This window comes from Pedobacter nutrimenti, from assembly GCF_003208655.1.
In the GTDB taxonomy this organism is placed as follows: domain Bacteria; phylum Bacteroidota; class Bacteroidia; order Sphingobacteriales; family Sphingobacteriaceae; genus Pedobacter; species Pedobacter nutrimenti.
In genome coordinates, this window is the sequence record NZ_QKLU01000006.1 from 77322 (window position 1) to 93719 (window position 16398).

A 16398-nucleotide genomic window follows, 5' to 3' on the forward strand; every position below is an offset into this window, starting at 1 on the left:
TCTGTTTTTATAAAGTCAAAACAATTAATTTAACCGGCGCGCTCAACCTAAACCAAATTTAAACCAAAAATGCAACTTGAAAAACATCAACTGGACCGGCATAACGATAAGTTATTCAATGGCCATCAGCGAAAATTGTCTTTTGTACAAGAGTTTACACCGGAATGCGAAGCGATCATTAAAAAATTAATGGCTTTTCAGATTGGGATACCCAGTTGGGCTTTGGGCAACGGAGGGACCCGGTTCGGACGTTTTTCAGGTGCAGGGGAACCCCGTAATCTGGAAGAAAAAATAGAGGATGTTGGCCTGCTGCATGCGTTAAACCGTTCCAGCGGAGCCATTTCCCTGCACATTCCGTGGGATAGTGTGGCCGACCCTTCCAATATCCGGAACCTGGCTACCCAATACGGACTGCGTTTTGATGCCATGAACTCTAACACTTTCCAGGACCAGAAAGGCCAGGAACAAAGCTATAAATTTGGCTCTTTGCAGCACACAGATAAAGCCGTGCGCAAACAGGCTATTGAACACAATATCGAGGTGATCCGGCAAGGTGTAGCCCTGGGCTCGGAGGCCCTGACCATCTGGCTGGCGGATGGCTCCTGTTTTCCTGGGCAGCTCAATTTCAGAAATGCCTTTCAGCGTACCCTGGAAAGCCTGAAAGAAATTTATGCCGCTTTGCCGGCCCATTGGAAAGTATTTATAGAATACAAAGCATTTGAACCCAATTTTTATTCTACAACCGTAGGTGACTGGGGACAATCCCTGCTGTTTGCAAATAAGCTTGGCCCAAAAGCCTTTACGCTGGTTGACCTTGGTCATCATTTGCCCAATGCGAATATTGAGCAGATTGTGTCCCTATTGCTGATGGAAGAAAAACTGGGTGGTTTCCATTTTAACGACTCCAAATACGGAGATGACGACCTGACCGCGGGAAGTATAAAGCCTTATCAGCTGTTCCTGATTTTTAATGAACTGGTAGAGGGTATGGATGCCCGCGGAATGGACCATGCCAGTGATTTGGGCTGGATGATTGACGCCTCCCATAACATAAAAGATCCGCTGGAAGACCTGATGCAATCGGTGGAAGCCATTATGATCGCCTATGCCCAGGCCTTAAGCGTGGACCGTAAAGCCCTGCAGCTTGCCCAGCAGGAAAATGATGTGGTGCGTGCACAGGAAATTTTGCAGCAGGCTTTCCGTACCGACTTGCGCCCTTTGGTTGCTGAAGCCCGTTTCCGTGCAGGAGGGGCGCTGGAGCCATTAAGCTTATTCCGGGACCTGGAGTTGAGAAAAGAACTGATCAAAGAGCGGGGCAGGGAAACGGTAAGCACCGGTTTGTAAAGCGATTGTCTATGAACCCCATTCCTGTAATCGCTGTATTTGATGTTGGAAAGACCAATAAAAAGCTCTTTCTGTTTGACGAGAATTACAAAATTGTTTTTGAACGCTCTGCCAGGTTTATGGAAACGGTAGACGAAGACGGTGCGGCCTGTGAAAACCTCGAAAGTTTACGGCTTTCTATATTTGATTCCCTTAGGGAAGTTTTCCGCAAAAAAGAGTTTGAAGTAAAAGCCATTAATTTTTCCACCTACGGGGCCAGTTTTGTCTATATTGATCAGAACGGAACGGCCCTTGCACCATTGTATAATTACCTGAAAGCCTATCCGGAAGCTTTGAAACAGCAGTTTTATGATAATTATGGAGGCCCGCTTAAATTTTCCAGTCAAACCGCCTCTCCGGTGCTGGGCAGTTTAAACTCCGGACTTCAGTTGTACCGCATCAAATACGAAAAACCTGAACTTTTTGAAAAAGTAAAATACGCCCTTCATCTACCCCAATACCTGAGCCATCTGATCTCCGGGGTAGCTTGTTCTGACATTACCAGTATCGGTTGTCATACGGGGCTTTGGGATTTTGAGAAAAATGAATACCACTCCTGGCTGAAAGAAGAAAATATCCTTGGAAAACTAGCTCCGATAAAAGCTTCAGATGAAACTTTTCCGGCCTGTTTTCCCGGAAACAATTACCTGGTTGGAACAGGGCTTCATGACAGTTCTGCTGCCCTGATCCCTTACCTGGCCAATTTTACAGAGCCTTTTGTCCTGCTGTCTACCGGAACCTGGTGCATTACGATGAACCCTTTTAACCACAGCCCCCTAACCGAAGAAGAATTACAAAAAGACTGCTTGTGTTACCTTCATTACAAAGGTAAGCCGGTAAAGGCTTCCAGGTTGTTTGCCGGTTATGAACACGAGCAACAGGAAAAAAGGATCATCGAGCATTTTAACCAGGATAAATCCAGGTACAAAGACCTGGAACTGGATATGGAGATTGTATCCAGGCTGCAGGAAAGAAATAAAAATACCACAACCACTGTACGCCGGCAAAAAGAACTGAGCAGTTCGGGCTTTGAATTCAGGGACCTGAACACGTTTTCATCAGGAGCAGAGGCCTACCATCAGCTCCTGATCGATATGGTTAACCTGCAGTTGGAATCCACCAATCTGGTGCTTAAAGATACTCCGGTAAAGCGGATTTTTGTGGATGGAGGATTTAGCAAAAACGCGATCTATATGCATTTGCTTGCCGCTGTTTTTCCGGAGATTGAAGTTTTTGCGGCTTCTATGGCACAGGCAACGGCGGTTGGGACTGCTCTGGCTATCCATCAGGCCTGGAACAGGAAAGCTTTACCCACAGATCTGATCGAACTGAAATATTATTCACACGCCCGTCTGGTTTAAATGAGCAGGGACCAGTCCGGGAGAAAGTAGATATCAAATGAAAGTTGGCCTTTTTGTTCCCTGTTATGTAGATCAATTTTATCCAGGTGCTGCTATAGCGAGTCTGCAGCTGCTGCAGAAATTAGGTGTTGATGTGCATTATCCCCTAAACCAAACCTGCTGCGGACAACCTATGGCAAATTCTGGTTTTGAACACCTGACCCTTGGTTGCAATGCGCTGTTCCTGAAAAATTTTCAGGCTTTTGATTACATCGTTTCCCCATCCGGCAGCTGCGTGTTGCACCTGAAAGAACATTTGGAGGTACCCGCTGCAGAACAGGCATCCTTACAGATGCGTCATAAAATTTATGAACTCACAGAATTTCTAACAGACATCCTGAAACTGGAACATTTGGATGCTTCTTTTCCTTTTCGTGTCGGTTTGCACCTGGGCTGTCACGGGCAAAGAGGGCTGGGGCTGGCACAAATGAGCGAAAAGGTAGCCCCCTTTTTTTCCAAGCCATTAAAATTATTGAATATGATCAGGGATATACAACTAGTGGAACTGGACCGGCCAGATGAGTGCTGTGGCTTTGGGGGAACTTTTTGTGTCGCCGAAGAAGCCGTTTCGGTAAAAATGGGAAAAGACCGCGTGGCCGATCACCAGCGGCAGGGGGCCGATTACATTACCTCAACGGATATGTCTTGTCTGATGCACCTGGAGGGGATCTTGAAAAGAAATAAAAGTCACATCAGGGTACTGCACATTGCAGAGATCTTAAACCATAAAGATAAATGAACCATTCAGAATTGGCCCGGGATTTTAACAAAGATGAGCAGCGTGTCGACTGGCATGATGAAACTTTATTCTGGATCCGCAACAAAAGAGACAAGGCTGCCCAGGCCATACCCGAATGGGAACAGTTAAGGGAAAGTGCTTCAGCGATCAAAGACAACGTTTTATCCGGACTTCATAATTATTTGCTGGAGTTTGAAAGCAATGCCCTTCGAAACGGAATTAAAATTCACTGGGCCCAGGACGCCGCCGAACACAATTTAATTGTACATTCTATTTTAAAGGCCAGTGGGATCAGGCAAATGATCAAAAGCAAATCGATGCTTACCGAAGAATGCGGCCTGAATGCATACCTGGAAAAAAGAGATATAGAGGTCATTGATACCGATTTGGGGGAAAGGATTGTTCAGTTGGCCAAAGAACCTCCAAGTCATATTGTGCTGCCTTGTATTCATAAAAAGAAAGAAGAAATTGGTACCCTTTTTCATGAGCATTTGGGAACCCGGAAAGGGGAGTCAGATCCGCTTGTCCTGACTGCAGCTGCCCGCGAAAATTTAAGGGCTGCTTTTCTAAGCAGAAGAGCTGCATTAACCGGTGTTAACTTTGCTGTGGCCGAAACAGGCGAATTTGTGGTTTGCACCAATGAAGGAAATGCAGACATGGGTGCCCATCTGGCGCAGGTGCACATTGCCAGTATGGGTTTGGAAAAAATCATCCCCAAAAGAGCACATTTGGGTATTTTTTTAAGGCTTTTAACCAGAAGTGCCACGGGGCAGCCCATTACGACCTATTCCAGTCACTTTCAAAAACCACGGGAAGGCCAGCAGATGCACCTGATAATTGTTGACAATGGCCGTTCGGCACAGCTTGGAAAACCCGATTTCCGGAACTCGCTGAAGTGTATCCGTTGCGGTGCCTGTATGAATACCTGTCCGGTGTACAGAAGGAGTGGCGGCCACAGCTATCAACATGCTATTGCGGGCCCCATTGGGGCGATCCTGGCCCCGAACTTGGATATGGAGCAACATGCAGATTTACCCTTTGCTTCTACTTTGTGCGGCTCCTGTACCCATGTTTGCCCTGTAAAAATTAACATTCATGAACAATTGTACAAATGGAGACAGGAAATCGTAAAAAAAACAGGTGTTCCTGCTGCGAAGGAAATGTCCATGAAGCTGATGAAAAATGCTTTGTCTGATCCTGCGTTATACCGTTTGGCCGGAAAAACAGGGCGCTTTCTGCTTAAATATGCCCCTTTTACCATTAATAACCATTTTAACCCCTGGTATCAGCAAAGAGAAATGCCCCAGGCTCCAGAAACCTCTTTCCGGAGCTGGTACCTGAAACATCAAAAATGAAAAGCAGGGAAAAAATACTTTCCAGGATTCTGGAACACCAGCCCGAAAGCACAGCGCTTCCCTTTAGTCCTGAAATTCAGGGGAATGAAACAGGATCTTTACAGATCTTTACAGAAGTTTTAACGAAAATTGGAGGTCATGTTTATCAACCCGGCAATTTAAACATCATGAAAGACCAGATCAGGGGATTGTTCCCCGGAAAATCCAGAAAAATTACAACGCTCTCCCTTTTTTCTGACCTCGCAGACACCGGATGGACCATCCAAAGTCCATCAGAACTGAAGGATGTGGAAGTGGCCATTATTGGCGCCCATTTTGGGGTAGCTGAAAACGGGGCGCTCTGGATCACGGAGGATCAGATGAAACAAAGGGTCGTTCCCTTCATTTGCCAACACCTGGTGCTGCTGCTGGAGAAAAAGGAAATCCTTTCAGACATGAAACAAGCCTATTCCAGAATAGGCGACAGCACTTATGGATTCGGAACATTTATTTCCGGGCCATCAAAAACTGCTGACATCGAACAATCATTAGTATTAGGGGCACACGGGCCTAAAAGCCTGCATGTATTCTTATTAGATTGAAGCCTGTAAAAGCTTAATTTTCTTATTGGATTCAAAGAATTCAATGGGCGATTTATGCCCTGAACCCTTGCTGAAACCGTAGTGGAAATCATACAGGATGCAGCAGGTTGCAGCTTATGAAATATTCCGGGAACTTAGTCAGGTCGATAGACAACAACAACCAAAATAGCATCAAACTAACCAATTTAAACTCAATTAAACCAAACAAACTATGGGTAGGAAATTTCTACATTACTGTACGGCAGGAAGACATGTGCTGGTCTTGCTGCTGCTGGTGGTGTTTCACAGCAGCGCTTTCGCCCAGGAAAGCATTAAAATTAGTGGCAAAGTCACCTCTGCGGAGGATCAGGGCGTATTGCCTGGGGTTTCTGTAAAAGTTAAGGGAACCAGCACAGGGACAGTTACAGACGCTAAAGGAACCTATACAATTGCCGCGGCTAAAGGAAGCACGCTGGTTTTCTCTTATGTCGGATTCAACGTACTGGAATTAACCGTTGGCCAAAACACGGTGATGAATGCTGTACTGCAATCTAGTAGTGCCGCTTTACAGGAAGTGGTTGTGGTCAGTTACGGATCTAAAAAACAACGTGACATTACCGGCGCAGTGACCAAAGTCAATGCTGCCGATCTTCAGAACCTTCCGGCAGCAGAGATTGGGCAGAAATTAACCGGCCGTGTACCGGGCCTGCAGGTGAATCAGGCATCAGGTCGTCCGGGGCAGGGTATGACGTTCAGAATCAGGGGTGCTTCTTCCCTGGGGTCAGGTAATCAGCCTTTATTTGTGGTTGATGGCCAGCCGATCACCGGGGACGTCAACCTGCTCAACCCGGATGATATAGAAAGTTTTAGTGTGTTGAAAGATGCCGCTGCAACCGCATTATATGGTTCCAGGGCTGCAAACGGAGTGATTATGATCACCACTAAACAAGCAAAAGCCGGGGCAACCACTGTTGCATTTAACATGTATTATGGTACACAGAAAGTCTTACAAAGAGGAAGACCAGATCTGATGAATGCCAGGGAATTTGCGACCTTTATGAAAGGCTATTATGAAGACCGGATCAAATATGAAAATTGGGTAAACCCGGTAACCAAATTACCTGAAGTACCGGCAGATTACAAAAATCCGGATCAGTATGGGGAAGGGACAGACTGGTACAATACCTTACTGAGAACCGCACCCATTCAAAATTATTCCTTAAACATTTCAACAGGTACAGAGAAAGTACTTTCCAGTAATTCCCTGACCTTTTTTCAGCAGGACGGTGTATTGTACAATACCGGAATGAAGCGTTTTTCTTTTCGCTCCAATAATGAATATAAACCAGGTTCTAAGGTGAAATTTGGTTTTAATGTTGCCCCAACCTACCAGATTGATAACAATACACGTGGTGCGCTGGATGGGAACAGGCAGATCCTGGTGGGTGGAGAAATCAGTTCCCCGCTTATTCCGGCAGTGAATCCTGACGGGTCTTTTCCAAGCAGGGCCAGTTCTTATGGGATGTATGCTTTGCCAAATTTTTACCAGCAATTGCAGATTATGAGTGTAAAACAGAATACACTGCGCATGCTGGCAAATGGTTTTGCGGATATTGAGATTCTAAAAGACCTGCATTTCAGGACAACCATCAATACAGATCTGGGCAGCACAGATTACAATTCTTTTAACCCTTCCACCTATGGTATTTTCGGGTCCCCTCCCCCAAATAACCCGTCGGCTGCCCATAGTTCAACAAATTATGTATCCTGGTTAAGTGAAAATTTACTGACTTATAAATACAAGCTCAAAGAAAACCACAACTTCGATTTTCTTGCTGGCTACAGTGCGCAAAAATATACCCGTAACTACCGGAACATTACCGGGACAGGTTTTCCAAACGATGCCATTCCATGGACTTCCGGAGCCTCGACAACCACAGGGGTAACCAATATGAACGCCTGGGACATTGCCTCTATGTTTGGAAGGATCAATTACGATTACAAAGGTAAATATCTTTTATCGGCCAATATCCGAAGAGATGGTTCTTCCCGTTTTGGTAAAAATAAAAAATATGGTACTTTTCCTTCTGTATCAGCTGGATGGATCCTGAGTGAAGAATCCTTTTTTCCAAAATCTGACAATTTCTCCTTTTTCAAAATCAGGGGAGGATATGGTTTGACCGGTAACAACAATATCGGGGATTACACCCAGATCTCTTTGCTTGGCCAAACGAATTATGTGTTCTCCGGTTCCCTGTCACAAGGATTGTCCATCAACTCCCTTGGAAATACAGACCTGACCTGGGAAACCTCTAAACAAACAGATATTGGTTTGGAAGCGACTTTTTTTAAAAACCGTGTCACAGTAACCTATGACTATTATAAGAAAAGGACAAATGGAATGCTTTATCAAATCAATATCCCATTTGCCTCGGGCTATTCAAGCATTAAATACAATGTGGGTGAATTCGCCATGTGGGGACATGAATTTCAGATCAATACCACCAATTTAACAGGCGCATTGAAATGGAATACAGGTTTAAACCTTTCCTTTAATGACAACAAAGTGTTGAGTTTGCAGGATGGCACACCTATCGGGGGAACCAACAAGTACAATGATTATAACCGTACTGCAGTTGGCCGCAGGATCGGAGAGCTTTGGGGTTATGTTTTTGATGGCGTGTACATGAACCAGGCCGAATTTGATTCGCAGCCGAAGGAAGCAACATCGACGGTGGGATCGGCCAGAATGAAAGACCTGAACGGTGATGGTAAAATTGACGGAAATGACAAAACTTATCTTGGAAACCCTAACCCAAGGTTCCAATTTGGAATGACCAATGATTTCAGGTATAAAAAGTTTGACCTGTCCATCGCCATATCCGGTCAGACGGGCAATAAAATTATGAACACCAATTTGCAGAACCTGCAGAACCTGGACGGAATTTTTAATATTGAAAAAAACATGATGAACCGCTGGAGGTCTCCGGAAAATCCGGGTAACGGACAAGTGCCAAGAACTTTGTCCAATACGACGGAATTGTACCGTCTGGCCAATTCCAACTGGGTGTTTTCAGGTGATTACCTGGCCATCCGGAACATTTCCCTGGGCTATACCATTGATATGAAGCAAAAATATTTTAAGTCATTGCGCGTATACACCAGTGTAAATCAGGCTTATGTTTTTACCAAATATCCAGGACAAAACCCCGAGGTGAACGACACCAGGGACAACCAGACCACCGCGGGTCAGGACAATGGATCTTATCCGGTACCGAGAACCATCAGTTTTGGACTTAATGTAAACTTTTAAAAGGAACAATTCATTCACGGGGTATTTCCCATGTAATAAGATACATCATGAAACAGTTAAAATATATTTTTATTCTGCTGACAGGAGGGTTAAGCATCATTTCCTGTAAAAAGAGCTTTCTGGAACTGGCTCCTGAAGGGCAGATGAACGAAGGCAATTTTTACAAAAGTACAACCGACTTTCAGCAGGCGGTAACCGGCGCTTATGTTCCCTTAAGAGACATCGCCAATTTTGCTTTTTTTGTTGATGAAATGCGCTCAGACAATGCCCATTACGATTACAACAGCAAAGACCGTGGCGGCCTGGGCTATGAGCAGCTGGCTGATTTTATGGACAATTCACAAAACGGTGTAATTGGCAACCGTTATCAGGCCGACTATAATGGAATTTCCCGGACCAATGTAATCCTGGACCGCTTGGAAAAAATTACTTTCAGTATGGCTGATGCCGACAAAAAACAAATTATCGGTGAGGCCAAGGCCCTCAGGGCGCATTACTATTTCGATTTGGTCCGTCATTTTGGGGCAGTGCCTTTGCATTTACATGAGGTGACAGATAAAAATGGGGCCTACCTGCCCAGGTCGGGGGTCGATGATGTCTACAAACAAATCATCAATGATTTTACCGATGCCCTGGCCAATGTGGCTGCACCGAAACTTCCTTCTGAAACGGGAAGGATCACCAAAGGAATGGTGGCCACAGAACTCGGACTGGTGTATATGACCTTAAAACAGTTTGATAAGGCGGTGCCTTTGCTGCAAAGCGTCACCACCATGGGCTATGACCTTTGGTCAAATTATGCTGATGCCTTTAAAAATGAAAATAAAAATGGTAAGGAATCTGTTTTTGAGGTCCAGTATAAAGATGGCAATGACGGTCAGTCGAGCGGGTTTATTTACCGCTTTATACCAAATGGTAATACTTTAAACATCCTTGGATTAAACTACATCAACCAGAATGGTGGATGGAATACACCCACCAGTGATCTTTTACAATCTTATGAAGCCGCAGACAAAAGGTTGGACGCGACAATCGGTGTGGTAGAGGGTACTTATGACTCGAATGTCGATTTTGTTCCTGCCCGTGTGGTCAGCAGTGTAAATTACACTACTCCACCAAATGTGATCAGCAAATATTTTGTCAGAAAATACCTGCATCCGCCTTATACAACCATACCAGATAAGAATTTTTACTATACGAAAGAAAACTGGCCAATTTTCAGGTATGCCAATGTACTGCTCCTGTATGCCGAAGCTTTAAATGAAACAGGACAATCCAGTCTGGCATTGGGGCCTTTAAACAAAGTCAGGTTCAGAGCTGGTTTAGGCGACATCACCACGACCGACCAGACCCAGTTGCGGAACATTATTGCGCATGAACGCAGAATAGAACTGGCTTTTGAAAATTCCAGATGGCTGGACCTGGTGCGCACCAATCAGGCCATTCCGGTCATGACTGCTTATGGCATTAAAACCAAGGCCATGTTTGGTTATATCCTTCCGGCCGCCTATAATGTAACCACAGAAAAACTCATCTATCCAATACCATTCAGGGAAATGCAGCTGAACGCTCAGCTTGTTCAAAATCCGGGATACTAATAATATTAAAGCGTATGAATTATCAGTTAACTGAAGATCAGGTTAAATCGTACCAGGAAAATGGCTTCCTGGTGGTGGAGGATTTTTTATCTCCCCAGGAACTCGAACATTGGAGGGCTACGGTAATGAATGCCGTTAAAAAAAGGGCCGGGCAGAAAATGCCCGGCAAAGACCTTAAAACGGGAGAATCCGATGGGATCAATGAAGACGCCGCTTATTTTGGAAAAGTTTTCGACCAGCTGCTGAACCTCTGGCAAACCGATGAAGGGGTAAAAGAACTGATGCTGGACGAAAGGATCGGTCATATGACCGCCCGCCTTGCCGGAGCCGATGGCATGCGGATTTGGCATGACCAGGCCTTATTTAAAAGGCCTTGGGCCAATCCGACTTCCTGGCACCTGGATACCCCTTTCTGGTCTTTTTCAGATAGAAAAGCCTTATCGATTTGGATTGCACTGGACGACGCCACTTTAGAAAACGGCTGTTTGTATTTCATTCCGGGTTCTTTTAAAGAAACTACTTTTGAAAACAAAGGTATTGGCAAAAACATGGACAGCATTTTTGAAGTCTATCCGCAGTTTTTAAAGGTGGCATCCGTTGCGGCCCCTATGAAGGCAGGAAGTTGTTCTTTTCATAACGGTTTAACAATACATGGTGCCGGGGCAAATATGAGCAGCGGTTACCGCAGGGCCATGACCTGTGCTTATATGCCCGATGGAAACCACTTTAACGGGCAGGCCAATATTTTACCTGAAGCCTATTTGAGTACATTGAACATCGGTGACCTGCTAGACAATGACCAACAAAATCCGCTCATCTATCAGCGCAGCAAAAGCAATTTATAATGGTGCTGGATTTTTTTTGTCCCAGATGGGGATTTGAAAATACAGACTGGGAGGAGTTCCTGGGACAGGTAAAGGCAGCGGGCTTTAAAGGAATAGAGTGGTTTCCCTATGGAGAATCGTCGGATATAGAAGAAGTTTGCCTGCTGTTAGAACGGCATAACCTGCAGTTTTCTATTGTGATGACTGTTGTTGGAGAAACACCTGATTTTGAAAGCTATTTGTTGAAACTCGAACAGCAACTCCTTGCTTTAAGCCAGATCGGAAAAAACAGCGTACGGCCATTATTTATCAGTGCCCAGGTTGGACGGGAATATTTCAGTGAAGAACAGATCCACAGATGCCTCTCTTGTTGTCTCGGTATTGGCCGGGACACAGGGGTGCCTGTTTATCAGGAAACCCACCGGAATAAGTGGTCCTTTGCAGTGCATGTGATGCCACAAATACTGGAAAAATACCCCGAACTGTTGCTCACACTGGATGTTTCGCATTGGTTTTGTGTTTCGGAAAGCTACCTGGAAGATCAGCAGGCCGCACTGGATAGAGCTATTGAACGGGCCAGGCACGTCCATGCAAGAATCGGGCATAGCCAGGGTTCACAGGTGCCTGATCCTGCCCTTCCACAGTATGCCCAGGCCCTGGAAGCCCATTTAAAAATATGGGACAAATGGATCAGTCAGCGGAGGGCATCCGGAGCAGCACGTTGTACCATGACCACCGAATTTGGGCCGCCTCCCTATCTGATCCAGACAAACAACAAGATTTCCGCCCGGCAGCAGCAATGGGACCTGAACCTTTGGATGAAGGACCTGCTGCACAGGCGTTACAATTTATAACACACACATGAAGAGAAGAAATTTTTTGATACAGGGTTCTTTAGCAGCCTCCGGTCTGGTTTTTATGAACGCGATCCCTTCCTTTGCCAGGTCGGTCCTGGAAAAAGGCACCCTGTTGCAAAACAATGATTTATATGATCTTTTTAAAAACCCGGAACTGTCTTACCGTCCTTTTGTACGCTGGTGGTGGAACGGGAACAAAATTGAAAAAGCAGAGCTGGCCAGGGAGCTCCGGATTTTAAAAGATGCCGGTATAGGCGGTGTGGAAATCAACCCGATTTCCTTTCCTTCCCGTACAGACGATATGGGAAAACCCAGTATTGAATGGTTAAGCGAACAGTGGATAGACCTGCTGAAATTTACCCTGGAGGAAGCCAAATCTTTGGGTATGACCTGCGACCTGCTGGTGGGTACAGGTTTCCCCAGCGGTGGTGCCTTTCTGGAAGATGAGGAACGTTCTCAGATCGTTGTTATTGCGGTAAAAAAAATGGAAGGACCGCTGGAAACAGAGTTGTCCCTTTTTGACCTTTGCAAAGAAGCCGATCCGGCCATTACCAACCCCTATAGTGGAAGAAAAATGGAGGTCCTGGAAGTGAAAATGGTACCCGACCCACTTAGCCGGATGGAAGAGGTGACTGATCTTTCCGGACAGATAAAAAGTGGAAGCATCAAAGTATCTGTCCCAAAAGGCAAACATGCCGTTTATGCCCTGGTGAAAGTAGAAGGATTTATGAAAGTGATCCAGGGAACCCCAGGAGGAATGGGACCTGTACTCAACCATTTTGATGGTAAAGCTGTCCGGAAATACCTGAACCACATGACCGATACCATTGAAAAAAGAATTGGCCCGCTTGCCCCGGATGTCCGCTCCTTTTTTGTAGACAGTATGGAAACCGAAGGGGCCAACTGGAACCATGATATGATGTCGGAATTTCAGAAAAGAAGAGGCTATGATCTGTATCCCTATTTGCCTTTTATCCTGTTTAAAATAGGAGGGATGGGCAATACAGCGGATGCCGGTTATACCGTACAAACCAGTAAGGATTTTAAGCAGATGCAGGAGCGGATCAGGTACGATTTCGAGCTGACCAAAGCCGAATTGTTCCAGGAGCGCTTTGTACATAATTTTGCCACCTGGTGCAGCGATCATAAAATCAAATCCAGGGCACAAGCCTATGGAAGGGGCTATTTTCTGCTGGAGGGCAGTTTTGAAATTGATATCCCGGAGTGTGAAACCTGGCTGAAATATGGTATAGGCGATGATGTTTCTGAAAAGGAATTTGCCCAGTACCCATGGCATCTGGGACAGGGCAATACCATGATCAACAAGTATGTTTCCTCGGCGGCGCACCTGAAAGATAAAAAACTGGTGAGCTCTGAAGAACTGACCAATACCGCCATGGTGTTTAATGAAGACCTGGAAATCCTGAAAATTGCAGGTGACCAAAGCACCATTTCGGGGGTTACCCACCCTATATTTCACGGCTTTAATTATTCTCCCAAAGATGCCGCTTTTCCGGGCTGGATCACCTATGGAGGTTATCTGAACGAGAAAAACAACATGTGGCCTTTTTTTAAATATTATACAGACTACCGGGCCAGGCTTTCTGCATTGCTGCAGCAGGCGACTATGTTTGCCGATATTGCCCTTTTGGCCCCGATTGCAGATCTGTGGGGAGAATATGGTGCACAAAATGAACCTTTTCCAACCGTGGTTTCTCCGGCTTATCAAATGCTGGTCTGGGAGGCCATTCACCAAAATGGAAATGCCTGCGACTATGTTTCAGAGCAGGTCATCCAGAATGCTGAAATGAAAAACGGGGGGCTCAATTATGGTAAACGTAAGTACAATACCCTTTTCCTTATTGAAGTCCGCAGCCTGGACCCGGCCACCGCAAAAAAACTCTATGATTTTGTGGCCGCAGGAGGAAGGATTTTCTGTATGGAAGCTTATCCCGAAAAATCAGCAGGCTGGAACAATTACCAGCAGCGGGATGAACAGGTCAGGTCCTGGGTCAACAAAATGAAGGCCTTTGCGGACCGCTTTATTTTTCTGAATAAACCTGCAGCCGATTTCACGGCCTGGTTTAAAGGTATTCAGGAACAATATAAGCTTCATCCTTATGTGCGCTTAAAAACACCGGTACGGGAGGTTACCCAAGTCCGTTACCAAACTAAACAGGCAGAGATTTTTCTGTTCAACAACAGCAGTAAACATCGTGTTTATAGCCTTGAAGCCAGCTTTAGCAAAGAGGTAACCTCCCAAAAACAAGCCTGGCTCTGGGACGCGGCCACTGGCGAACGCTTTAAACTGGAACTTAAAGAGGGCAAACTCCACCTGGAACTCGAACCTGCTGATTCCAGACTGGTCATTTTTGATCAGAACAGCAAAGGCGAAAACTGGAAAGCCAAACCATTAACAGGAAAAAATGCAATAGCCCTGGAGCAAAAATGGTCGGCAGAGTTCCGTCATAGTGACGGATCGGTTAAAACCAAGGAAATGAATAAACTTTCAGACCTGAAAGAGTTGCCGGAAGAAGTTAATTTTTCGGGGACGGTCATTTACCGGAACACCTTCCAGCATTCCGGCCAGCAGGCCTTACAATACCTGAACCTGGGCAAGGTGTATGGCATTTCAAAGGTGCTCGTCAATGGAAAAGATGCGGGAACCCAGTGGTATGGCCGCCGGATTTATAACATAGACCATTTATTGAAAAAAGGTACAAATCAATTGGAAATCCAGGTGATCACCACCATGGGGAATTACATGAAAACCTTAAAAGACAATCCGGTTGCGCAATACTGGACCAATGAAAAGAGAAAAGTCCAGCCTTTGCAGTCCATGGGCCTGCAGGGGCCTGTTCATGTTTATTAAACGCAGGAAAATATGAAATTTAAAAAATACATTTTAATTGCCCTGCTGCTCATCGAGTGTGCCACAGCCGGTGCAAAAGATTATAAGGCCTCGTTTTTTGGCATCCAGCCCGGGGGCCAGGTTTTAAACACCAAATCGATACAATTTGCCATAGACCACATTAGCGCCAGTGGAGGAGGACGACTGATTTTTGAAACCGGGAAATACCTTTCTGGCTCCATTTACCTGAAATCGGGTGTTACCCTGCACCTGGAAGAAGGGGCAACCCTGCTCGGTTCCTTAAACCCGATGGACTATGATAAGAAAATCTGGATGGCTTTTATTTTTGCCTACAACCAGCAAAATATTGGGATCACCGGAAAAGGGACTATAGACGGACAGGGGAAATATGTGGCCAGAAATGTGGTGGAAATGATTGAAAAAGGCCTGATCAAAGACAGCTATAAATATGGGCGCCCCTCTGAAGGGAGCCGGCCGATGATGCTGAACTTCCGGGAATGTAAGGACATTTTTGTCCAGGGGATTACTTTCCGGAATTCAGCCTGCTGGAACCAGACCTATGACCAGTGCAAAAACCTGGTGATCGATAGTGTTATTGTCGATAATGTGGCTTATTGGAACGAAGATGGGGTAGACCTGGTGGATTGTGAAGATGTCCGGGTGACCAATTGTTATATTGATGCAGCCGATGATGGGATCTGCCTGAAATCGCACGATGCCACCAAAGCCTGTAAAAACATCCTGATCAGCAACAATAAAATCCGGACCAGTGCCAACGGGATCAAATTCGGAACCGCTTCCAGGGGTGGTTTTTCCAATATCCGCATCCTGAACAATGTGGTTTTTGACACCTACCGTTCTGCCATTGCTCTGGAAGCGGTAGACTGTGGCTATATCGAAAACATAGAAATTGATGGCCTGGTTTCCCAGAATACGGGCAATTTGATTTTCCTCAGGACTGGAAAACGCTGGGGAGAAGGAAAAAGCCGTATGGAAAACATCCGGATCCGCAATGTGACCGCAGACATCCCCGCAGCCAAACCCGATGCGGCCTATGGCTACGAAGGACCTGAAGAAGACCAGCCAAGAAACCTTTCTCCGGGCATTATGATCATGGGCATTCCCGAGGCCATGATTTCCGGGGTCATCCTGGAGAACATTACTTTCCGGCATGCGGGAGGGGGAAACATTCATTATGCGAATGTACCCTTGCAGCAATTGAACCTGATTCCTGAAATCCCGGCCAAGTATCCCGACTTTTCGATGTTTAAAGAACTTCCGGCCTGGGGCATATTTGTAAGACATGCCAAAAACCTGCAGTTTTCGGGCATCAGTATGGAATGCGAAAAAAATGATTTCAGGATGCCAATCGTATTGGATAATGTGCAGCAAAGCCAGTTCAAAACTTTAAAAATTAAACAGGAAGGCCTGAAAAAAGAAATTTATCAAAACCGGAGTAAGGGAATTACCCTGCTTTAGTAAAAAAATTAAACCAAT

General features: G+C 45.5%; 11 protein-coding genes. All 11 read left to right on the forward strand.

Features of this window, described 5'->3' with window-relative positions:
- Positions 1–69: 69 nt before the first annotated feature.
- The 11 genes from B0O44_RS17050 to B0O44_RS17100 all read left to right on the forward strand — a co-directional run bounded on the left by B0O44_RS17050 (position 70) and on the right by B0O44_RS17100 (position 16380).
- Complete coding sequence (locus B0O44_RS17050; RefSeq protein WP_110833192.1) at positions 70–1344, forward strand: TIM barrel protein; 1275 nt, start codon at positions 70–72, stop codon at positions 1342–1344.
- 11 nt (positions 1345–1355) lie between these two features.
- Positions 1356–2744 carry an FGGY-family carbohydrate kinase gene (locus B0O44_RS17055; RefSeq protein WP_110833195.1) on the forward strand — a complete coding sequence of 463 codons (1389 nt, stop codon included), beginning with the start codon at positions 1356–1358 and terminating at the stop codon, positions 2742–2744.
- 37 nt (positions 2745–2781) lie between these two features.
- Complete coding sequence (locus tag B0O44_RS17060) at positions 2782–3522, forward strand: (Fe-S)-binding protein (RefSeq protein ID WP_110833198.1); 741 nt, start codon at positions 2782–2784, stop codon at positions 3520–3522.
- Positions 3519–4877, forward strand: a complete 1359-nt coding sequence (locus B0O44_RS17065; protein ID WP_110833200.1) for a lactate utilization protein B — start codon at positions 3519–3521, stop codon at positions 4875–4877. The genes B0O44_RS17060 and B0O44_RS17065 overlap by 4 nt, the downstream gene beginning before the upstream one ends.
- Entirely contained in the window at positions 4874–5458 is a 585-nt protein-coding gene (locus tag B0O44_RS17070) for a LutC/YkgG family protein (protein ID WP_110833203.1), read from the forward strand. Before B0O44_RS17065 ends, B0O44_RS17070 begins: the two co-directional genes overlap by 4 nt.
- Positions 5459–5669: 211 nt before the next feature.
- Positions 5670–8750, forward strand: a complete 3081-nt coding sequence (locus tag B0O44_RS17075; RefSeq protein ID WP_110833205.1) for a SusC/RagA family TonB-linked outer membrane protein — start codon at positions 5670–5672, stop codon at positions 8748–8750.
- 47 nt (positions 8751–8797) lie between these two features.
- Entirely contained in the window at positions 8798–10348 is a 1551-nt protein-coding gene (locus tag B0O44_RS17080; RefSeq protein ID WP_110833207.1) for a RagB/SusD family nutrient uptake outer membrane protein, read from the forward strand.
- A 14-nt stretch (positions 10349–10362) separates the two neighbouring features.
- Complete coding sequence (locus tag B0O44_RS17085; protein WP_110833209.1) at positions 10363–11193, forward strand: phytanoyl-CoA dioxygenase family protein; 831 nt, start codon at positions 10363–10365, stop codon at positions 11191–11193.
- Entirely contained in the window at positions 11193–12026 is an 834-nt protein-coding gene (locus B0O44_RS17090) for a sugar phosphate isomerase/epimerase family protein (protein ID WP_110833210.1), read from the forward strand. Before B0O44_RS17085 ends, B0O44_RS17090 begins: the two co-directional genes overlap by 1 nt.
- A 7-nt stretch (positions 12027–12033) precedes the next feature.
- The gene (locus tag B0O44_RS17095; protein ID WP_110833212.1) at positions 12034–14901 is read left to right on the forward strand and encodes a glycosyl hydrolase; all 2868 of its coding nucleotides are present in this window, start codon (positions 12034–12036) and stop codon (positions 14899–14901) included.
- A gap of 12 nt (positions 14902–14913) precedes the next feature.
- Entirely contained in the window at positions 14914–16380 is a 1467-nt protein-coding gene (locus B0O44_RS17100; RefSeq protein WP_110833213.1) for a glycoside hydrolase family 28 protein, read from the forward strand.
- Positions 16381–16398: the final 18 nt, after the last annotated feature.